16 protein-coding genes are annotated in these 20316 nt (G+C 58.7%); 13 read left to right on the top strand and 3 right to left on the bottom strand.

What is annotated here, in order from left to right:
- Position 1: 1 nt before the first annotated feature.
- The 4 genes from CAG44_RS07535 to CAG44_RS07520 are packed head-to-tail and all read left to right on the top strand — an operon-like array spanning position 2 to position 3789.
- The gene (locus CAG44_RS07535) at positions 2 to 1372 is read left to right on the top strand and encodes a DUF1329 domain-containing protein (RefSeq protein ID WP_085663751.1); all 1371 of its coding nucleotides are present in this window, start codon (positions 2 to 4) and stop codon (positions 1370 to 1372) included.
- A gap of 59 nt (positions 1373 to 1431) precedes the next feature.
- Positions 1432 to 2205: an SDR family NAD(P)-dependent oxidoreductase gene (locus CAG44_RS07530; RefSeq protein WP_085663750.1), complete on the top strand. Its 774-nt coding sequence runs from the start codon at positions 1432 to 1434 to the stop codon at positions 2203 to 2205.
- A 16-nt stretch (positions 2206 to 2221) separates the two neighbouring features.
- Complete coding sequence (locus tag CAG44_RS07525; protein WP_158091143.1) at positions 2222 to 2611, top strand: nuclear transport factor 2 family protein; 390 nt, start codon at positions 2222 to 2224, stop codon at positions 2609 to 2611.
- Positions 2611 to 3789 (top strand): MFS transporter, encoded by a 1179-nt coding sequence (locus tag CAG44_RS07520; RefSeq protein ID WP_085663748.1) that lies wholly within the window; start codon positions 2611 to 2613, stop codon positions 3787 to 3789. Before CAG44_RS07525 ends, CAG44_RS07520 begins: the two co-directional genes overlap by 1 nt.
- Before the next feature lie 10 nt (positions 3790 to 3799).
- Here CAG44_RS07520 and CAG44_RS07515 read toward each other — a convergent pair whose 3' ends face one another.
- A complete protein-coding gene (locus CAG44_RS07515; RefSeq protein WP_085663747.1) occupies positions 3800 to 4666 on the bottom strand; it encodes a VOC family protein in 867 nt (288 codons plus the stop codon).
- A gap of 263 nt (positions 4667 to 4929) precedes the next feature.
- Between CAG44_RS07515 and cysD the strand changes: the two genes are divergently transcribed.
- From cysD to CAG44_RS07470, 9 genes are all read left to right on the top strand, one after another.
- Positions 4930 to 5883, top strand: a complete 954-nt coding sequence (gene cysD, locus CAG44_RS07510; RefSeq protein ID WP_085663746.1) for a sulfate adenylyltransferase subunit CysD — start codon at positions 4930 to 4932, stop codon at positions 5881 to 5883.
- Positions 5883 to 7787: a sulfate adenylyltransferase subunit CysN gene (cysN, locus tag CAG44_RS07505; protein WP_085663745.1), complete on the top strand. Its 1905-nt coding sequence runs from the start codon at positions 5883 to 5885 to the stop codon at positions 7785 to 7787. The genes cysD and cysN overlap by 1 nt, the downstream gene beginning before the upstream one ends.
- Before the next feature lie 68 nt (positions 7788 to 7855).
- Entirely contained in the window at positions 7856 to 8587 is a 732-nt protein-coding gene (locus CAG44_RS07500; RefSeq protein ID WP_085663744.1) for an SDR family NAD(P)-dependent oxidoreductase, read from the top strand.
- Between the two features lie 58 nt (positions 8588 to 8645).
- Positions 8646 to 9401, top strand: coding sequence for an SDR family NAD(P)-dependent oxidoreductase (locus CAG44_RS07495; RefSeq protein WP_085663743.1), 756 nt, complete (start codon positions 8646 to 8648; stop codon positions 9399 to 9401).
- Between the two features lie 56 nt (positions 9402 to 9457).
- Positions 9458 to 11593, top strand: coding sequence for an FAD-dependent oxidoreductase (locus tag CAG44_RS07490; RefSeq protein WP_085663742.1), 2136 nt, complete (start codon positions 9458 to 9460; stop codon positions 11591 to 11593).
- 10 nt (positions 11594 to 11603) lie between these two features.
- On the top strand, positions 11604 to 12098 hold the full coding sequence (locus tag CAG44_RS07485) for a nuclear transport factor 2 family protein (RefSeq protein ID WP_085663741.1): 495 nt from the start codon (positions 11604 to 11606) through the stop codon (positions 12096 to 12098).
- 6 nt (positions 12099 to 12104) lie between these two features.
- Positions 12105 to 13472 (top strand): FAD/NAD(P)-binding protein, encoded by a 1368-nt coding sequence (locus CAG44_RS07480; RefSeq protein ID WP_085691870.1) that lies wholly within the window; start codon positions 12105 to 12107, stop codon positions 13470 to 13472.
- A 218-nt stretch (positions 13473 to 13690) separates the two neighbouring features.
- Positions 13691 to 15253, top strand: coding sequence for a DUF1302 domain-containing protein (locus CAG44_RS07475; RefSeq protein ID WP_085663739.1), 1563 nt, complete (start codon positions 13691 to 13693; stop codon positions 15251 to 15253).
- An 11-nt stretch (positions 15254 to 15264) separates the two neighbouring features.
- Positions 15265 to 16635, top strand: coding sequence for a DUF1329 domain-containing protein (locus tag CAG44_RS07470; protein WP_085663738.1), 1371 nt, complete (start codon positions 15265 to 15267; stop codon positions 16633 to 16635).
- Between the two features lie 752 nt (positions 16636 to 17387).
- Here CAG44_RS07470 and CAG44_RS07465 read toward each other — a convergent pair.
- Together CAG44_RS07465 and CAG44_RS07460 are read right to left on the bottom strand one after the other, a co-directional pair.
- Positions 17388 to 19301 (bottom strand): pyrroloquinoline quinone-dependent dehydrogenase, encoded by a 1914-nt coding sequence (locus tag CAG44_RS07465; protein WP_158091142.1) that lies wholly within the window; start codon positions 19299 to 19301, stop codon positions 17388 to 17390.
- A 10-nt stretch (positions 19302 to 19311) separates the two neighbouring features.
- On the bottom strand, positions 19312 to 20292 hold the full coding sequence (locus tag CAG44_RS07460) for a flavin reductase (protein WP_085663736.1): 981 nt from the start codon (positions 20290 to 20292) through the stop codon (positions 19312 to 19314).
- Positions 20293 to 20316 lie beyond the last annotated feature (24 nt).

The following is a 20316-nucleotide window of genomic DNA, read 5'->3' as shown; positions in this document are numbered from 1 at the left end:
CATGACGATGACTACCTTGCGTGCAGCAACCGTAGCTGCTTGCCTGGCCGTTAGTCTTGCACCCGCTGCATGGGCGGATGACGCAGGCCTGACGTGTGTAGGTGCCCAGAAAGCGGGCAATGCCGATGGCTCGATCCCAGCGTATTCAGGAAAGTGGCTGGGGGTTCCGGATACAGTCAAGTTCGCCGGCACCGGCAACTATTGGCAAGATCCCTATGCCGATGAGAAGCCGTTAGCAGTGATTACCGCGCAGAACATGGCGCAGTACGCCGACAACCTTACCCCCGGTCAGCAGGCGTTGCTGAAAAAATATCCCGATACCTTCAAGATCCCGGTTTATCCGAGCCATCGCGACTTCCGTTACCCAGACTGGGTATGCGAGTCTGCCAAGGCCAACGCGAAGGATGCGAAGGTGGTTGATGGCGGCGAAGGTATTGTCGCGATCGCTGGCGCAGTGCCATTCCCTGAGCCGAAATCAGGTATTGAGCTGTTCTGGAACTTCAACAATACCTCGCTGCAGCCTTGGACCGAAGCCTCTGTTCAACAACAGGCTGTGGTTTACCCAGATGGCAATATCGCCTGGGGTGAGGTTGATATGCGATGCCTGTCGCCACGCAACGATCCGAATGTGCGGCGTAAAACCGATTCTGATGAAAAGCCATACGGCGGCGTCAACTCCTGGTGCTTCGTCAAGACCTTACTGCCGCAGCGCGACAAGGGCTCAGTGCTGGTCGCAGGTGACTACTTCAACTACCTGAAGCGGCCGCGTGATGCCTACCAATACAACCCAGGCACACGTCGGGTTCGCCAATTGCCTTCATTTGGCTTCGATATGCCGCAAGGCCCTGGTGGCTTCCGTACCGTGGATGATGACCATTTGTTCAACGGCTCGCCTGAGCGTTACGAATGGAAAATCGCCGGCAAGAAGGAAATCTTTACGCCCTGGAACAGCTACCGCATTCACCAGAGTTCAGTCACGGCCGAAGAACTGCTCAAGACCAAGGGCCACATCAACACCGAGCGCATGCGCTTTGAAAAGCAGAGGGTGTGGGTGCTCGAGGGCACGTTGAAACCGGGCTACCGTCACCAGTACGCCAAGCGGGTGATCTACGTCAACGAAGATACCTGGGCCGGCGTGATGGCTGACGAGTACGACAGCCGCGGCCAATTGTGGCGCACAGTGCTGACCAACTGGCTGTATGCCTACGAGGTTCAGGGTTACTACTACGGCATTGCCGCGCATCAAGACCTCACTTCGGGGGCTTACCTGGTAGACCGTATTACCACCACCCGCGGTGGCCCTAAGCTCAATGCTGGCGGCATGACGCCTGCGATGTTCACCCCTGAGGCGGCTGCACGCGCCGGTCGCTAAACCAGTAATGGCAGGCCCCCGGCTCTGGCTCCGGGGTCCTGCTGAGGGAGGTGGCCGAGATGGTGACTGAGCAGAGTGGGGCAGATTTTCAGTTCGACTTCAGCAGGCGACGGGTGCTGGTGGCTGGCGGTACTGGCGGCATCGGCGCAGCAGTGGCTGCAGCGTATCGGCGGGCCGGTGCCGATGTCTGGGTAAGCGGGACACATCCCGGTCCGCGCTACGATTCAGCTACGCACCAGCCAATTGCAAATTATCGACAACTGGACATCAGCTGCTCCCAGCAGGTTGACCGGTTTGCGCGTGAGTTCGAGCGCCTCGATGTACTGGTCAACTGCGTGGGTGTTGCACTTTCATCGAGTCAGGGCGATGAGTTCGACCCCGATGTGTTCGACAGCGCACTGCGGGTCAACCTGGCAGGTTTCTATCGTCTGGCCGCAGCGTTACGCGCGCCATTGAGTCGCAGCGGTGCTGCAAGCGGAGGATGCATCATCGCGGTCGCATCGCTGACCTCGTTTTTCGGGCAGGCGCAGGTGCCTGGTTACGGCGCGGCCAAAGCAGGCCTGGTGCAGCTGTGTAAAACCTTGGCGATTGCCTGGGCCGCACAGGGCATACGGGTCAATGCAATTGCTCCCGGCCTGACCGAAACAGCGATGACTGCCGCGCATATTGGCGATGCCGAGGCGCTTGCACCGTTGTTGCAACGCACGCCGCTGCGCAGGGTAGGCCAGCCGTCGGACATGGTAGGGCCGGTGCTCTTCTTGTCCAGCCAGGCTGCCGCGTACATCACCGGGCAGACCCTTGTCGTCGATGGTGGCTACTCAATACAGGGTTAAGCCCTCAGGAGAAACAATGCTCGACGCAAGATCGATCCGCGAAGTATTCGCCCGCTATGCCGCGTGCCTTGGTGATGGTGATGTGCCTGGGATCGTCGCCTTGTTTTCCCCGCTCGGGGTCCTGGAAGATCCGATTGGCGTCTGTTATCGCGGACCAGAGCAGATCGCCGAGTTTTTCCGCTCCAGCCTGCACCAGGTCGGCGGCAGCATTCGTTTTGTGGCGGAAGGTCAGGTGCGTATCAGCGGCAGGCATGCAGCCTGCGCGTTTACCGCGATCTGCGCATCTAGCTCCGAACCCTTCGAGGTTGACACTCTGGACATGGCCACTTTCGACGAGCACGGGCTGATCATCTCCATGGTCGCGATTTGGGGGCCTGAAAATGTACGGGCTTTGGGGCCCATATAATGGCTATCAGTCGAGGATTGGTCGGGGTGCTGCTTGCCAGCTCTCCGGCAATGGCGCTGCTGTATACGGTAGCCTCGCCTATATTGCCGCAGATGGCTGCGCAGTTGGGCGGTGATCCGGACGACGCCATCCTTGTCGCGCAGTTGGTGATGATGGTGCCTAGTATCGGTCTGATGTTGGGTGGCCCGCTGATGGGTTGGCTGGTCGACCGCTGGGGTGCGCCGCGGCTGCTGTGGGTTGCCTGCGCCGGCTATGCATTGCTCGGCTCAGGCGGGTTGTACCTAGCTGAGCCGTGGAGCCTGATTGGCAGCCGCTTCCTGCTCGGCATCATGGCTGCCGGCTTGGGCACGGCGACCTTGGCATTGACCGCGCGGTATTTCGAGCCACAGGCGCGCAGCCGCTTGGTCGGCTATCAGTCAGCCTGTGGCGCGTTGGTGGGCTTAATGTCGATGCTGGCCGCCGGTTATCTGGGGCAGGTGTTTGGCTGGCGGATACCGTTCGCATTCTATCTGGCGGCTTTGCCCCTGCTGGTGATGGCGCTGGTGTTTATACCCAAAACCAACCAACACGCTGGCGAGCCCGCTGGTTCAGCCGGGCAGACGTCGCTGGGGTCGATGGTGTGGCTGTTGCTGGGCATTGTGCCTTTGTTCATCTGCGTCTTCACCAGTTCCACTCAAGTGTCTTTCCTGCTCGCCGAACGGGGTGTCGTACAGCCCTCGGTAGTGGCGATAGTCATCGCCATGTCTGCCTTATTCAATACCCTGGGTGCGGCGGGGTACGGGCGACTGTCGCTCCGATTCGGTAGCCCGAGGATGTATTTGCTAGCGTTGGTGAGCCTGGCGGCAGGGCATGTCGTGGTGGGCATGTCGGCGCCGACGCTGGTGGCAGCATTAGGATGTGCACTCACTGGATACGGCTCGGGCCTGCTGCTGCCCTATCTGGTCAATTTGGTTCTGGACCGGTGCGAAGAAGCGCAGCGAGGCCGCGCCGTGGGGCTGATGTACAGTTGCATGTTCCTCGGCAGTTTCCTCAACCCTCTGTTACTGGCACCATTGGCTGTCTATCTGGGGCGGGGCACTGCTGTCATCATGATTGGCCTGGCGTTGTTGATCTACTGGGTGATCCTTCTTGTACTCAGGGTACGCCCCACTGCCCAAAGGTGCGCATCCGCCGAGTAGAAGTGTGCCGCTAGGCGGCAACAATTTCCAGACGCACGCCATCCGGGTCACTACAGGACAGGCCATGCAGAGCACCCGCGGCATCGGCCCGATAGTGCACGGCGCCGCCGTGTTCCTCGATCAAACGGGCAGCACGCTCAAGGTTGGTACTACGAAAAGCAAGGAAGTTGAAGCCGTAGCTGTTCAAGGCAAGACGATTCAGCTCGCCCGAGCATGCCGGGTGCTGAATATCGAGTAGCTCAAGCGTAGTGCCTTTGTGATCGACGACCATCTGCGCGCACAAGCGCACGTCCTCCAGCTCATTAATGATGTCCAGCCATTCGCTGTGGTGTTGCAAATCAAACCGATCGCCTGCGGTAAAACCCAGCGCCTGATAAAACTGCTGGCTGCGGGCAGGATCATGGGTACACAGCCCTGAATGAGAAAAGCTGCTGCCAGCCGCAGGTCGCTGCATCAGTTCTATGCGTGTGCCCACCGTGTCGCAAGTGTACATCAGGCTCACCTGGGCTTGCTGGAACAACGCGCGGGTATGCCAGAGGGCAGTGCCACCCGCTGCGATCCAGCGAGCAGCCGCCTGTTCGAGATCTTCGACCCAGAATGCCAGGTGTGTCAGCCCGTATTGATTGTTCGGGCGACGCTGGCGATTGCTACGCGGGTCAGCGTGATCAAATGCCACCAGCATCAGCTCTACGCCTTTGCCGTCGCGCAGCACTTGATACCTGCCGGGCATCGCTCCGGCTTCCGAGCTGCCCGGTAATGCGCTGCATGTGATTGGGCGAGATGGGCCAGCCTGGGCAAAGCCCAACGTGGCGAACAGCCCGCTGGCGTTGCTCAACGATTCTACGCAAATGCCCCGAGCGACAAATTCAAGCGTCATGGTTTTGCCTCTTGATACTGGCGGTAGGGCCAGAACTGTGGGGCGCTTTGCACTGACGGCAATCGTCTGTTCAGACTACCTTGCGCGGTCAGATTCAACTGTCTCAAGGCGGCCTCACAAAGCGCGCAGCGGTAGTCCACACGGACGATGGATGGGTTAGCGGCTTGCCGTAATTTCTATTCAACGGCCTGTTGCCGGCGAATCGCTCAAGCGAACGCTCAGGTGCTGGCGTGGGTAGTCATTAGCCAGGAGTGATTTCGGGCATGAAGATTGAAAACAAAGCGTCGCTGCACGACGAGGCCATTGTGCTGCCAAGCACCACCCTGACGCACTTGCAGCGTCTGGAGGCTGAAAGCATCGATATCATGCGAGAAGCGGTATCGGACAGTGAAAACCCGGTCATGCTGTATTCGATCGGCAAGGACAGTTCGGTGATGTTGCACCTCGCCATGAAAGCCTTCTATCCGTCAAAACCGCCGTTCCGTTTCCTCCATGTGGACACCACCTGGAAGTTTCGCGAAATGATCGAGTTTCGCGACAAGACTGCCGAGAAACTTGGCCTTGACCTGCTGGTACACATCAACCCCGAAGCCGTTGAGCAGAACATCAACCCGTTCGATCACGGCTCCTCGCTACACACCGACATCTGGAAAACCCAAGGTCTGAAGCAGGCCCTGGACAAGTACGGTTTTGATACCGCCTTCGGTGGTGCGCGCCGCGACGAAGAAAAGTCCCGTGCCAAGGAACGGATTTTCTCGTTCCGCTCCTCACAGCATCGATGGGATCCAAAAATGCAGCGCCCCGAGCTGTGGCGGCTTTACAACTCGCGCAAAAGCAAAGGCGAGAGTATCCGCGTGTTCCCGCTTTCGAACTGGACTGAGCTAGACATCTGGCAGTACATCTACTTGGAAAACATTGACCTGGTACCGCTGTACTTTGCCAAAGAGCGTCCGGTGGTCGAGCGTGACGGCACCTTGATCATGGTCGATGACGAGCGCATGCCGCTGCGTCCGGGCGAAGTGCCAATGCAGAAAAGTGTGCGCTTCCGCACCTTGGGGTGCTACCCGTTGACCGGTGCGGTAGAAAGCGAAGCGGCAACGCTGCCGGCGATCATTCAGGAAATGCTCCTGGCTAAAACCTCAGAGCGCCAAGGCCGCATGATCGATCACGACTCCAGCGGTTCGATGGAGAAGAAAAAACAAGAGGGGTACTTCTGATGGCACACGTTTCCGACCTTATTGGCGAAGATATCGAACAATATCTGCTTGCTCATCAGCACAAGAGCCTCCTGCGTTTCATCACCTGTGGCAGCGTCGATGACGGCAAGAGCACCTTGATCGGACGCCTGTTGTACGAATCAAAGATGCTCTTTGAAGACCAGCTGAGCGCCCTTGAAGCCGACTCCAAGAAAGTCGGCACCCAAGGCGGCGACCTTGACTTCGCCTTGCTGGTGGACGGCCTGAGCGCTGAACGGGAGCAGGGCATTACCATCGACGTGGCTTACCGGTTCTTCTCTACCGACCGGCGCAAGTTCATCGTCGCCGATACTCCTGGCCACGAGCAGTACACCCGCAACATGATCACTGGCGCTTCGACCGCGGACGTTGCGGTGATCCTGATCGATGCCCGTCGCGGCGTGTTGACCCAAAGTCGCCGGCACAGCTACCTGGTCTCGCTGATCGGCATTCGCCACGTAGTATTGGCCGTGAACAAACTGGACATGGTTGATTATTCCGAGGCTCGCTACAACGAAATCGTCAGCGAATACCGGGCGTTCGCCCAGCAGATCGGTATCGAGCAGTTCCAGGCCATTCCGATGTCGGCGCTCAAGGGCGACAACATCATCGACAAGAGCGCAAACACGCCTTGGTACGACGGCCCAACCTTGATGGGTTACCTGGAAACGGTCGAGCTCGACAACGATCTGCTCAGCCGTGGCCCATTCCGGATGCCGGTGCAGTGGGTCAACCGCCCCAACCTGGACTTCCGCGGCTTTTCCGGGCGCATCCTTGGCGGCGCGATCAAACCTGGCGACCGCGTGCGGGTGCTACCTTCGGGTAGGGAAAGTACCGTCAAACGCATCGTCACCTATTCCGGTGACCTGCCAGTGGCGGTGGCGGGCCAGTCGATTACTTTGACTCTGGCCGATGAAGTGGATATCAGCCGCGGTGACGCAATCACCACGGTCGATGCGCCTGCGTCGGTGGCCGACCAGTTCGAAGCCAACCTGGTGTGGATGAGCGATGAGCCAATGGTACCAGGGCGTCAGTACCTGATGAAGATCGGCGCCAAAGTGGTGACGATGACCATCGCCGCGCCCAAATACAAAGTCAACGTCAACACCATGGAGCAACTGGCGGCTAAAACCCTCGAGCTCAACGAAATTGGCGTCTGCAACTTGAGCCTTGACCAGGCCGTGGCCTTTGACCCCTATGCCGAAAACCGCGACATGGGCAGCTTTATCATTATCGACCGGATGACGAACACCACTGTTGCCGCAGGTATGCTGCATTTTGCCCTGCGTCGCTCGCAGAACATCCACTGGCAGGCTATCGAGGTCAACAAGGCTGCTCACGCCAAGCTCAAAGGCCAGCGCCCGGCTGTGGTCTGGTTCACCGGACTGTCCGGGGCAGGCAAATCGACTATCGCCAATCTGGTCGAGAAGCGCCTGCATGCTCTTGGCCAGCACACCTATCTGCTGGATGGCGACAATGTGCGTCATGGCCTCAATCGCGATTTGGGTTTCACCGAGGCCGACCGCGTGGAAAATATTCGCCGGGTCGCGGAAGTGTCCAAGCTTATGCTGGATGCGGGTTTGATCACCCTGGTCTCGTTCATCTCGCCGTTTCGCACCGAGCGCGACATGGCCCGCAGTCTGGTCGGCGAGGGTGAGTTCTGTGAAGTGTTCGTCGATACCCCACTGGGTGTCGCCGAGGAGCGTGACCCCAAAGGTCTGTATAAGAAGGCACGGCGTGGTGACCTAAAGAACTTCACCGGCATCGATTCACCTTACGAAGCGCCGGAGAATCCTGAGCTGCGGATCGATACCACCAGCCTCTCGCCTGAGGCGGCGGCGGAGCGTATTGTCGAACACCTGCGCAATATGGGCATACTCACCTGAGTAAGCCTTAGCCAGTACCCCGGTGGCTAAACATCGCTGTGGGGTGCATCGACAATAAGGAGCTGTGCATGAGCGGTATCGTCTTCGCGTTCAGTGGAGTCAACGTTATCGTCACCGGCGGCACCAGCGGCATTGGCCTGGCCACTGCCAGAGCCTTTGCCAGTGCTGGTGCCAGGGTGACCATTACCGGGCAGCGGCCAAGTCCGGCAGATTATCGCGACAGCGATCTGAGCGGCCTTGAGTACAAGACGCTGCATCTGGATGATCCGGCTTCGATCAAGGCGTTTGCCGGCACGGTCGAGTCGGTCGACATCCTGATCAACAACGCTGGACACGTGATGCCCGATGCAGACTTCGTCCAAGCAGTGCAGGTGAATCTAAATGCTGTCTATCAACTCAGTACGGCGCTCCAGCCCCGGCTGGCGCAAAGTACCCTGCAGAGCGGCGCGTGCGTCGTCAACATCGCCTCGATGATGTCTTACTTCGGCAGCCCGCACTTGCCAGGCTATGGTGCGGCCAAGGCCGGCATCGTGCAGTTGACCAAGACACTTGCGGCGGGTTGGGCCGAGCACGGAATTCGGGTCAACGCCATCGCCGCAGGCTCGGTGCGCACCACCATGACAGCGACTTACGCCGACAATCCCTACTGGGCCAAAGTGGTAAGTGATAAAACTCCGTTGCGCCGCTGGGCCCAGCCCGAAGAAATGGCGCAACCGATCCTGTTTCTGTGTTCCGCTGCTGCCAGCTATGTCACCGGGCACACCCTGGTGGTCGACGGCGGCTACTCGGTGATTGATTGAACTACAGCAAAGCCAGCAACGCAGCGGTTGGCCATAACAATAAATAGAGGAACATGCCATGCAACGTTTCAAGGACAAAGTCGCGCTGGTAACGGGCGCGGCATCGGGTATCGGCCGCGCCACTGCGGTGCGTCTGGCTCAAGAGGGTGCAACCCTGTTGCTGGCCGATATCAACGCCGCCGGCCTGGAAGTGGCCGCAGGCCAACTGCGTGAAGCGCATGGCCGACAGGTCGCCTGCTTCACCTTCGATGCCACCGATATGCAAAGCTGCCGGGCCATGGTCAAACAGGCAGTGGCGCAACACAGTCGGCTGGATGTGCTTTGCAACATCGCCGGCATCGCCGGCGGCTGGCATTTCAAGGATATGACTGATGCCTTGTGGCGGCGCATGCTGCTGATCAACCTGGATAGCGTCTTTGCCATCTCCCAGGCGGCCATGCCAGCGCTGGTGTCGAGCAAAGGCAATATCATCAACATGTCGTCAGCTTCGGCCAAGCAAGGGCAGGCTTACCTGGCTGCCTATTGCGCCTCCAAGGCCGCGGTTGTGGCGTTGACGCAAAGCCTGGCTGTCGAGTATGCGTCGGCCGGTGTGCGCGCCAATGCAATCTGCCCGGGCGGAGTCAACACCAATATCCACGCCACTATTCAATTCCCGGCCGATGTCGACGAAAAGCTGATGAGCAAGCTTTATCCGCTCTCGGCGATCGCCGAGCCCGAAGAGATCGCCGCCGCAGTGGCCTACCTGGCCAGTGACGAAGCGCGCTACGTCACCGGCATCGACTTTTCGATCGATGGTGGTCAGACCATGTCGTAACCGGGAGCTTTGCCGTGATTCAAGCCCTACAGAACAACAAAAGGGAGTCCCGCAGCATGGCAACTGGCTTTCCCAACCTGATGTCGCCTGGCGCCATCGGCACCTTGCAGTTGCGTAATCGAATCATCATGTCGCCGATGGGTTCGAACCTGGCCGAGGCCGAGGGTTTTTGTGGTGAACGCATCGTGCGGTACTACGAGGCCCGCGCCAAAGGCGGCGCAGCCATGGTCATCATGGGCTCGACCGGGGTGGCCTGGCCGCGCGGCTCGGGCAACCAGATGCAAGTAGCGGTTTCCGACGACCGCTTCATCCCCGGACTCAAAGCAGTCGCTGATGCGGTGCATGCCCATGGCGGCAAGATCGCCATGCAGTTGCAGCACGCCGGTGCCATTGCGGTTAACGAGCCGCTGCGTGGCCTGCCGTTGCTGGTGCCTTCTGTCCCGACTGAAAAAGAATTTGACTGGCCGGTTGACTTGACCCCCGAAGAAAACAAGGAGATGTTCGAAGCCTTCTTCAAACCGGGTGTGGTGATCAGTTACCAGGAGGCGACCGAGGAGGACCTGGAATGGGTCATCGACTGCTTTGCCCAAGCAGCGCGGCGGGCGCGGGCAGCGGGTATGGATGGCGTGGAAATCCATGCTGGCCACGGCTACTTGCTTTCCGGGTTTCTGTCACCGTCCAGCAACAAGCGCACTGATCGTTGGGGTGGATCGCTGGAGAACCGCGCGCGGCTGCTCACAGAAGTCATCAAACGCATCAAGCAGGCAACTAGCGCGGATTATCCGGTGTGGTTCCGCCTCGATTCCCAGGAATTCCTGATGAACGATGGCATCACGCTTGAAGATGCCATCCAGGTGGCCAAGCTTGGTGAACGCGCCGGCGCCGATGCAGTACATGTCACCGCCAATGCTGACAAGAGCCGTGGCATCAGTTTCACCGAAGGTCATGCCACGCACTTTCCGAATTATTTCGTCAGCAATGCTGCCGCGATCAAAGCCGCGATCAAGATCCCGGTGATTTGCCCGGGGCGTATCGAACCGGAAGTGGGCGACCGGCTGATCGGCGAAGGCAAGCTCGACTTCGTGACCATGGCGCGCAAGCTGCTGGCCGATCCCGAATTGCCCAACAAGCTGGCCAGCAACCGCCCTGATCTGATACGACCGTGCATCTATTGCTACACCTGCATCAGCCAGATCTTCCTCGGCGTCGGCGTGCGGTGTGCGGTCAACGCCCAAACCGGCTACGAACAGTCTGCGCCGATCTTGCCTATCGACGGGCCACCCAAGCGTGTACTGGTCATTGGCGGCGGACCGGCCGGCATGGAGGTGGCGCGTGTGGCAACGCTTCGTGGCCATCAGGTTCAGCTGTGTGAAGCGTCCGAACGGCTGGGCGGCACGGTATTTTTCTCTTCGATCGTGTACCCGGAAAACGGCCGCTTGATCGAATATCTAGCCCGCCAGATGCAAGAACTGAAGGTTCAGGTTGAGCTCAATCGGCCTGTTGATGCACAGCTGGTGCGGCAGATCCAACCTGATGTCGTGGTAGTAGCCACTGGTGCTACCCGCAGCCTGATCGAATTGCCTGGCTCCAACTTGCCACATGTGTTTAGTGGCGATGAGATGCGCGCGATGGTCACAGGCCAGTACGGCAAGGCTCTCGCCCGCAAGCTGCCGCTGTATGTACGCGCGTTGATTGGCAGTGGGCGGGGGTTTGGCGTATTGAAAAAAGCCAGCGTCATTCGCAAACTCAGCGAAGTCTGGTTGCCGCTGGGCAAGCATGTGGTGATTTACGGTGGTGGGCTGGTTGGCGTCGAGCTTGCGGAATTTCTCGCTGAACGCGGCCGCAAGGTGACCGTTATCGAGCCCGGTGTCAGTTTTGGCAAAGAACTGATGATGGTGCGCCGCTGGCGGTTGATGGACACGCTTCGCCACCTGAACGTGACTTTGTTGTCCTCCAGCCAACTGCTGGAAATTACCCCAAGTCAGGTTCGCTATCGCACCGCCTACGGCCAGGAGCAATGCCGGCGCGCCGACACGGTTGTGATCGCGCTCGGTGCCAAGCCTTCCGGCGAGGCCTTGACTGTCAGCCTGCAAGCCAGTTGCAAAGAGGTCCACTGTATTGGCGACGCACTGGACCTGGGTTATATCGAAGGCGCCATCCGCACCGGCAACGCTTTAGCACGTGCACTCTGAGGGCTAGCGAATGACTAAAGAATCCACAACCGCGTTTTCCGACCAAGCGCTGCGAGACACTCACCGCGAATTGTTCGTGCGCATGCTCGGCCACCTGGGGCGCAAGGAGTTCGACAGCTTCCAGGCGTGCCTGTGCGAAGACGTGGTGCAGGAATGGCCGTACTTGCCGGTGCCTAACATGCCCTCGCGATTGGTGGGCAGCCTTGCGCTGCGTACGCTGATCGAGGCCGGTACAGCACCGTTCGAGCCATATGCCTATGACATCCACACGATCCACCCCATGCTCGACCCCAACGCGCTGATTGCCGAGTACAGCTCCAACAGCTTCTATCACCCCACCCAGCAACCCTACGCCAACCAGTACTTGAGCATCGTGCGCTTCGCTGGCGGCAAGATCTGTTACTGGCGTGAATATGTGAATCCATTGATCATCAAAGAGGCCCTGCTCGACGATTTCAACAAGCCGGTGGATGGGGTTCACAATGCTGCTGACTTGCAACGCTGAGCCAGCATGCGAACCATTGCGATCATTGGCGGCGGCTTCAGTGGTACAGCCACCGCGGTACAGTTGATGCGGCTCAGCCATGAGCCGCTGCGCATTGTATTGATCAACCGCTGTGCAGGCATGGCTCGCGGCATTGCTTATGGCACCAACAGCGCGCTGCATCAGCTCAATGTACCGGCAGGCAACATGAGCGCCTTGGCTGACGATCCGCTGGACTTCTTGCGCTATTGCCAGACACGCCTGCCACAGACTCAGCCCGGCGACTTCGTCAGCCGGCGCACCTACGGCGATTACCTTGACGACCTGCTGGCCACTACCCAGCAGGCTCGAACGAGTATGTGCCTGGAGCGGATAAGGGAGGAGGTCGTTGCGCTCCAGCCCAATAGTGGCCGAGTCACGCTCACCTTGGGCAGTGGCCGACAACTGGTGGCTGACCACGTGGTATTGGCATTCGGCCACTTCGCCCCGCTGGACCCAACGGCTGTGCAAGGCCTGCAGTTACCGTTTTATCAGCGCGACCCCTGGGCAGCCAACGGCTTGAAGGTACATGACCCGCATGCCTCCATCCTGCTCATAGGCAGCGGCCTCACAGCAATGGACGTGGCCTTGAGTCTTCGCCAGCAAGGTCACCGAGGGAGGTTGTATCTGGTCTCGCGGCGTGGGTTGCTGCCTCAGTCGCACAGGGGCGGCGCCCGCTCGGGGTATGACTGCGCGGCGTTGCTCGGACGGCTTGTTCAGGGGCGTCCCAGCGTTGGTTGGTATGTCCACGAGCTTCGCGCTCAGGTGCGTGCTGCGCAGGGCGAGGGATATGACTGGCGTGATGTGCTGGGAGCGTTGCGCCCGCATACAGCTGCGCTGTGGCAGCGGCTGCCGGTAACTGAGCGTCGACGCTTTCTACGCCATGTTCAGCCCTACTGGGATGTCCATCGCCACCGCGTTGCGCCCCGCGCTTATGCAGCATTCCAAGAGTTGATCGGGCAAGGCGTGGTCGTCTCGCTGGCGGCGCGCATCCAGCAACTGAAGGTCAGTGGCGATCAGATCGAGGTACAGCTCAAACCTCGCTTCGAACAGCAGCCACGCATGATCAAAGTTGCACAGATCATCAATTGCACAGGGCCCAATTCGGACCTGCGTCGTGTACACGATCCGTTGATCAGGCAGCTGTGCCAAAGCGGGTGGCTTGATCTCGACATGCTCGGTACCGGCCTGCATGTCGATGCGCACATGTCAGTGCGTGACCAGCGCGGCCAATCGCTGGACTGGTTGAGTTACGTCGGCCCGATGCTCAAGGCGGATTTCTGGGAGGCAACAGCGGTTCCCGAGTTGCGTCAACACGCTTTCAACCTGGCCGGTCGCCTGATCAGTCAACTCTGACTGACTACTCACTTCGTGTATGGCTTGCCTGCGTTAAGCGGGCAACGCTTGCGCGTTCTCGATACACCCGTTGTAGCTCACTCAACCTGGGCCGCTGTTAGTCCAAATAGACGATGAATCACAGACCCGCGGGCCTATAGGTTACTCGGGAGTAAGTTGTTGACTCATGGTCTTTCCAGCGTGTAGCGATCAAGAACAATAAGAGGACGCACAGCAAGATGAACACTGCCTTGGAGAATAGAAAGACGTGGCATTTTTTATCATTCAACGCTGCTTGGGTATCGCTGCTGTTGCCGGCAGCCGGATGCTTGGCGGGCGAACCTGTCAACTTTGAAAATGGGGCCACGCTGGACTACACCGTCACGGCCAATTACGGCTTGGGTATTCGTACGGAGAAACCCGCACACGCAACCCTCAATCAGCTGAACGCTGACGATTCGGACCGTAACTTCAAGCGCGGCAGCCTCACCACCAACCGCTTGAGCGTGCTGCTGGAGGCTGATCTGCACAAGGACGATTATGGGTTATTCATGCGCGGAAGTACTTTCTACGACGCCGTGTACAACGGCAGGACCGATAACCGCTCCCAGGGCACGCTGAACCGGGACGGTGATGCCGACGAATTCAGCTCCGAAACGCGTAAATGGAACGGACATCGAACCTCCTTGCTCGATGCTTTTGTCTATGGCAGCTGGGACCTGGAAGAAAACGGCAAGCTGTCTGCCAAACTTGGCAAACACTTGGTCGCCTGGGGCGAGAATACGTTCTTCCCGGGGATATCCGGTGCACAGAACGGTGCGGATGCATCCAAGGGGAATATTCCCGGGGTAGAAGTCAAAGACGTACTCCTTGGTGCTGAGGCGCTCTCTGGGCAATGGAGCATCAACCAGGACTGGTCGATCATGGCTTACAACCAGTTCCGCTTTCGGCCGACCGAGTTGCAACCCACTGGCGACTATCTCTTCTCGACCGATGTGATCGGCCCAGGCTCCGAAAAGCTGTTCTTCGCTCCTGGCGTATCAATTCCGCGAGGTCCAACAGATGACGCTCGCAATTCGGGACAGTGGGGTATTGGCACGCGGTATCGCATCAGCCCCACCACTGAACTGGGCTTCTACCATATCAACTACCACAGCAAGACTCCCTCGATTGTCTTCTCCCCGGATGGGGACACCTACCACGTCAAATATTTCGAGGACATCAAAGCCACGGCAGCGAGCCTGTCGACCCGCTTTGGTGACTATAGCGTCGGCGGTGAGATTGGTTACTATCAGGACCTGCCGGTGCAAGTGACCACGGCAATACTGCCCCAGCAGATCCGCGGCGACGCGCTGCAGGCGCAAGCCAATATCTACGGCTCATTCGGGCCGAACTTCCTGTCTGACCAAACCATCGTGCTGGCCGAGGTTATGGGCCAGCGCCTGCAAGACCTAGACAGTAATGAGTACGGTGCAAGTGCCAACAACCGGGACTTGGCGTCCTCCACCAGAACGTCTTGGGGTTACCAGTTGACCTACATCAACCGCTACCTGGGCGTATTCGATGGCTGGGACCTCAGTGTCCCACTGTCCTGGAACCACGGCGTCAAGGGCATTGGCGTAGTGCAGAGCAGCGGCCTGCTCAACGAAGGGGATAAGCGCATCAGTGCCGGCGCCAGCCTGGTTTACCTCGATAACCTGGAGATCGGCTTGAAATACAACGTCTTCCTAGGCCGTGACGACGATCCAGCGCAGCTCGCAGACCGAGACTTCGTAACTTTAAACGCCAAATACAGCTTCTGAGAGGCCTGATCATGTTCATCAAACCTTCTTGCAGCTCAATCGTGCTGTGCCTCCTGACGGGTATGGCCAGCAGCGCCGTCGTTGCCAAGGTATCGCCTGAAGAGGCGGCACAGCTGGGCACTACACTCACCTGCCAGGGGGCGGAGAAAGCCGGTAATGCTGCCGGCACCATTCCGCCCTACAGCGGCAAATGGCTTGGTACGCCACCGGGCGTCAAATACGAAAACAATGGCACTCGTTACCCCAATCCCTACGCGGACGAAAAGCCGCTGTTCGTCATCACGTCGGCCAACATGGCGCAATACGCAGAACATTTGTCTGAGGGTCAGAAGGCGCTACTGAGCAAGTACCCGACCTTCAACATGCCGGTTTACCCCAGCCACCGCGACTGGGCATACCCGCAGTGGATCTGCGATGCCTCGAAGAAGAACGCCACCAGTGCCGAGCTCGTCGATGATGGTCTGGGTATACTGGCTACGTCCGGCACGGCGCCGTTTCCCATCCCCAAGAGCGGACTTGAACTGGTCTGGAACATGACCACGCCGGCAGCATCGCCTCGTGAGATCGGTACATTCGATACTGCGGTGGTCAACCCTAGTGGCGGCAAGTCCTGGGCCCGGGAATTCCATAAGATCGTGCTGAGCAAGGCCGACCCGAACAAGCGCGTCGAAACCACCGGTAGCGCTTCCTGGAGTTATGGAGAGAAGCTGATCCCACAGCGGGACAAGGGCACGCTCACCTACGCGCGCGTGCCGTACAACTACAAGAAAGACGTACTGGATGTCTGGCAGTACAGTCCAGGGACCCGTCGTGTCAGGCAGTTGCCTAACTATGGCTTCGATCAACCTGGCCCGGGCGGCTACGTGACCCTGGACGAAGGGCAGGTGTTCAACGGATCCCCTGAGCGCTATAACTGGAAGATAGTGGGTAAAAAGGAACTGTACGTTCCCTACAATGCATACGCTCTGATCGATCCTGCAGTCAAATACGCTGATATTCTCAAGGACCAGGGTCATATCAATCCAGCCTATACACGCTTCGAGCTGCACCGGGTTTGGGTACTTGAGGCCGATCTGAAGCCTGGCTTCCGCCATTTGTATCCTAAACGCGTTATGTACATTGATGAAGACACCTGGCTGCCGCTGATGGGTGATAACTTTGATGCACGCGGCCAGTTCTGGCGTACGGTAATGAATCACACCGTATATGCCTTTGATGCACAGACAGTGTGGCCGCACCTAGCGGTCTATCATGACTTGCAGTCGGGCTCCTACATTGCCGATCGGTTGACCAACGAGCAAAAGCCGGTGGTGTTGATCGATGATGGTTCGTTGAAAGAGTCGCAGTACTCCCCGGACATGCTGCGCGGCGCTGGTCGTTAACTGAGCGGTTGGCCCAAAGCCGTTACCCATGGGGGTAACGGCTTTTTTTGGGTTCTTCACGGAAACTTTGGAAAAGTGCGGCTTCAATTTAGCCGTCGTCAAGGTGGGGCGAGGGCTTCCAGATGAATGTGCCGGAACCTAGGTGGATGCACAGATCGAGCGCCTCTCGCGGGGCGCTCGATCTCGCAGCCGATAAAAATGTTGTGACAAGTACCTCCCATCCCAAGCTGGCCGGAACTGATGAGAGCGAGCAACGTTAACCGGCGACCACATGTCATCTGCGGGATCACCTTGGATTCGATAGGGCCGTATAGTGATCCCAGGATTCAAGCAGCGCTGCAAGAATTGCACGAGTCATTCTCGAGACAGGGCAGCGGAACTTTCAGGAGCTACCCCCGCGTGCTGCGGGGGATCAGACGGAGGAACGAGAACAGACGCTGTTCAGCGGAACATTCCGGCTATGTTCAATTGTCCCGGCGAGAAACACTGCTGGCCAGCCGATGAATAGGTGCAGACGACATAGGTTGGGGGGGCCGCTTGAGGAGTCCTAAGCATGAATACCAGCAAGGCCGCTGCGGCAACAGCCAGTAGAACCAGAGTGAAAGGGTGCACCTTTTTTATTGTTTTCATGACGCCTCCAACTAACACGTATGTCGCGAAGTAGGTAATGGCGGCACCTGCACGGGTGCAGACACAAGTACCGTTAGTTTCAGGCTAGCCAAGGGAGAAAAAGCTCGCATCGTTCATTTGGACTAGGGGCGCAGAGCAATGCGGCCAGGCAGGGCAAAAGCCATGACGTAGTCGCCTTGGCTGGTGCCCAGATGACGATGCCCACCAGCCGCGATTACCAAGTACTGCCGGCCATCGGCCTGGGCAATATAGCTCATCGGGGTAGCCTGCCCGCCGGCGGGCAGACGTGCCTTCCATAGTTCGCGGCCGCTTTGCGTGTCAAACGCCCGCAGGTAGTTGTCTGCGGCCGCGCCAATGAAGATCAAGCCGCTTGCGGTCACGATCGAGCCGCCTTGGTTGGGTACGCCCAGGTTCAAAGCCAGCCCCAAAGGCGCCAGGTCACGGGTAGTGCCGAAGGGGATTTCCCACAGGGTCTTGCGACTGCGCAGATCGATTGCTGTCAATACGCCCCACGGTGGCGCGGTGCAGGGGATGCCCAGCGCAGAAAGAAACGGGCTGTTCTGCACTGCATACGGAGTACCATGCGACGGGTTGTAGAGCGGTGTGCCTGCCTTGGCCAGCGCGTCCGCCTGTGCCCGTGGCAGCAAATTGACCACCGAGGCGATGCGATTGGTATTGGCCACAAGAATTTGGCGACGTGAGTCGATGCTGACACTGCCCCAACTGCTCGCACCTAGGTTGCTGGGATAGTTGATGGTGCCCTCGAGCGACGGCGGGGTAAACAGCCCCTCATGCCGGTAACGGCGAAATTCATGCAAACATAAGTATCGGTCCAGCGGCGTCAGCCCCCAGATATCATCTTCGCTCAAACGTTGCGGATGTAGCGCTGGCATCCCCGTGGAGAACGGCTGTGTAGGGGAGGCGCGCTCACCAGCGATAGAGCTTGCAGGTACTGGACGCTCTTGAACCTCGCTCAGCGGTTTACCGGTTCGTCTGTCCAGTACATACAACTGGCCGACCTTGGTCGCCTGTATCAGCGCAGGCTTGCCGTCAAACTCGGCGAGCACCGGCTGCGAGGCTACATCGTAGTCCCAGAGGTCGTGATGCACCGTCTGGAACGCCCAGCGCACAGTGCCAGTGGCGACGTCAAGAGCGACTACCGAACTGCTGTAGCGGTCTTCGCTGGCGCTGCGATTAGCCCCGTAATAGTCAGGTGAGCGGTTGCCGGTCGGAATGTAGATCAGCCCAAGCGAGGCGTCTGCGCTGAAAACTGACCAGGCATTGGGCGAACCTCTTTGGTTGCTGCGCCCGTCTGCGGCTCCAGCGTCCCACGCCCATAGCAGTGCACCCGTGCGAACATCGAACGCGCGCACCACGCCAGAGGGTACGTCGACCGACTGGTTGTCCAGCACCAGGCCGCCAACCACGACGACGTCGCCGACGACGGTTGGGGGTGAAGTAACACTGTAAAAGCCAGGTTTTACCTCTCCCAAAGACGCTTTCAGATCTACCTCACCGTTATCACCGAAGTCGCTGCAGCGTTTGCCGCTGTCGGCATCCAGAGCCAGTAACCGACCATCGAGAGTCGCGGCAATCACACGCCGCATGCATGCCCTACGTAAATTGGCATTGGTGGAGGGACCGACGTGCAACGCCACACCTCTGCAGGTCACCAGATAATGACCGCGGCTGTCGGTCTTTGCATCGAAACGCCAGCGTTGCCGGCCCGATGCCGCATTCAGAGCAATGATCACATTGTGCGGAGTGCACAGGTATAGGGTGTCGTCGAGCTTGACGGCGGTGCTTTCGAACGCAGGCAGGTTCATCGGATCTTGGACTTGATTGTCACCGGTTCGATAAACCCATGCGCGCTCGAGCAAATGCACGTTTTCTGGAGTGATCTGGGAGGCATTCACAAAGCGGGTGCCCGCCTGATCGCCACCGTAGTGCAGCCAGTCCTGGGCCGGTGACTGACTGGTGGAGCACAGTGCGGCGCAGGTCACCGCTAGTGCCAGACTAGTTTTGCGAGCGCGCACGTTCAGCCCCTTAAGGTTTGACCTCATCGCTGTCATCCCATGGATGAGCCAGCCCAGGATCGGTCTGGGTGATCAACTGTTTGAGCAGATTCTTCAGTGATACTGTCTCCCAGTAACCGAAGCGGTCCAGCACGTCGGCTTCCAGCGCCTTGGCTGCCGCGATAATGCGCAGGGTGGATTCCCGACCAGCGTCAGTCATGAAACAGCAGCCCGATTCGACCCTAATAAAACCTTTGTCACTCAGCCCCTGAATGATGGCTTCGGTAGCTTCGAAACCGGTGTAAGAAAACGAGCTGTTCAGATGTTCGAGATCGCGGCCATCCTTGACGCTCAGCACGCTGAGGAAGAAGTATTCGGTGTCACTCAACCCGTGGTTCAGAGCGTGCTGGCGAATCTGGCTGTAGAACTGGAAGTGTGCCCGTGCCAACAGATAGCCAATAAAGTCCTCGCTGAAGCTCGAGTCGATGTCATTGCCGCTTTTGGTCATCGACAGCGCAGCGCTCTTGCGTGTTGCTACTGCGTACTTTCCTCCTTGAAACACCAGCGGCGGCACCGGCTGATGATCGAAAGCCAGTACCTGACCGACGAAGATGATGTGGTCGCCGCCTTCGTACATGAACGAGGTACGGCACTGGATGCGTGTACAACAGTCCTTGAGCAATGGCACATTGCCGTTGCCGACTTCGTAGTCCACCCCGGCGAACTTGTCTTCAGCGCTCTTGGCAAAGCGGTTTGACAGATTTTCCTGGTCGGCGGAGAGGATATGCACGGCCCAGTGATCGCTGCTTTCAAATGCCTCGAGATTGCGTGACGTCTTGGCCAGGCTCCACAGCACCAGAGGGGGATCGAGTGACACCGAATTGAAACTGTTGGCGGTCAGGCCCACCGGTGTGCCGTCTGGCGCGCTGGTGGTGATGATGGTCACGCCAGTAGTGAATGTGCCCAAGGCACTACGGAATTCCTTGGGGTCGAAGGGAACGGATGCGTTCATGTTTAGCCTCGCTGACTTGTTGTT

This window comes from Pseudomonas sp. B13(2017) (genome assembly GCF_002113245.1).
Lineage (GTDB): Bacteria > Pseudomonadota > Gammaproteobacteria > Pseudomonadales > Pseudomonadaceae > Aquipseudomonas > Aquipseudomonas putida_Z.
This window is presented reverse-complemented; position numbering and strand designations above follow the sequence as displayed.

What these genes read in the sequence shown, in the direction of transcription:
- CAG44_RS07535 (WP_085663751.1), top strand. Translation starts at nt 2, where the DNA reads ATGACGATGACTACCTTGCGTGCAGCAACCGTAGCTGCTTGCCTGGCC.
- CAG44_RS07530 (WP_085663750.1), top strand. Translation starts at nt 1,432, where the DNA reads ATGGTGACTGAGCAGAGTGGGGCAGATTTTCAGTTCGACTTCAGCAGG.
- CAG44_RS07525 (WP_158091143.1), top strand. Translation starts at nt 2,222, where the DNA reads ATGCTCGACGCAAGATCGATCCGCGAAGTATTCGCCCGCTATGCCGCG.
- CAG44_RS07520 (WP_085663748.1), top strand. Translation starts at nt 2,611, where the DNA reads ATGGCTATCAGTCGAGGATTGGTCGGGGTGCTGCTTGCCAGCTCTCCG.
- CAG44_RS07515 (WP_085663747.1), bottom strand. Translation starts at nt 4,666, where the DNA reads ATGACGCTTGAATTTGTCGCTCGGGGCATTTGCGTAGAATCGTTGAGC.
- cysD (WP_085663746.1), top strand. Translation starts at nt 4,930, where the DNA reads ATGAAGATTGAAAACAAAGCGTCGCTGCACGACGAGGCCATTGTGCTG.
- cysN (WP_085663745.1), top strand. Translation starts at nt 5,883, where the DNA reads ATGGCACACGTTTCCGACCTTATTGGCGAAGATATCGAACAATATCTG.
- CAG44_RS07500 (WP_085663744.1), top strand. Translation starts at nt 7,856, where the DNA reads ATGAGCGGTATCGTCTTCGCGTTCAGTGGAGTCAACGTTATCGTCACC.
- CAG44_RS07495 (WP_085663743.1), top strand. Translation starts at nt 8,646, where the DNA reads ATGCAACGTTTCAAGGACAAAGTCGCGCTGGTAACGGGCGCGGCATCG.
- CAG44_RS07490 (WP_085663742.1), top strand. Translation starts at nt 9,458, where the DNA reads ATGGCAACTGGCTTTCCCAACCTGATGTCGCCTGGCGCCATCGGCACC.
- CAG44_RS07485 (WP_085663741.1), top strand. Translation starts at nt 11,604, where the DNA reads ATGACTAAAGAATCCACAACCGCGTTTTCCGACCAAGCGCTGCGAGAC.
- CAG44_RS07480 (WP_085691870.1), top strand. Translation starts at nt 12,105, where the DNA reads ATGCGAACCATTGCGATCATTGGCGGCGGCTTCAGTGGTACAGCCACC.
- CAG44_RS07475 (WP_085663739.1), top strand. Translation starts at nt 13,691, where the DNA reads ATGAACACTGCCTTGGAGAATAGAAAGACGTGGCATTTTTTATCATTC.
- CAG44_RS07470 (WP_085663738.1), top strand. Translation starts at nt 15,265, where the DNA reads ATGTTCATCAAACCTTCTTGCAGCTCAATCGTGCTGTGCCTCCTGACG.
- CAG44_RS07460 (WP_085663736.1), bottom strand. Translation starts at nt 20,292, where the DNA reads ATGAACGCATCCGTTCCCTTCGACCCCAAGGAATTCCGTAGTGCCTTG.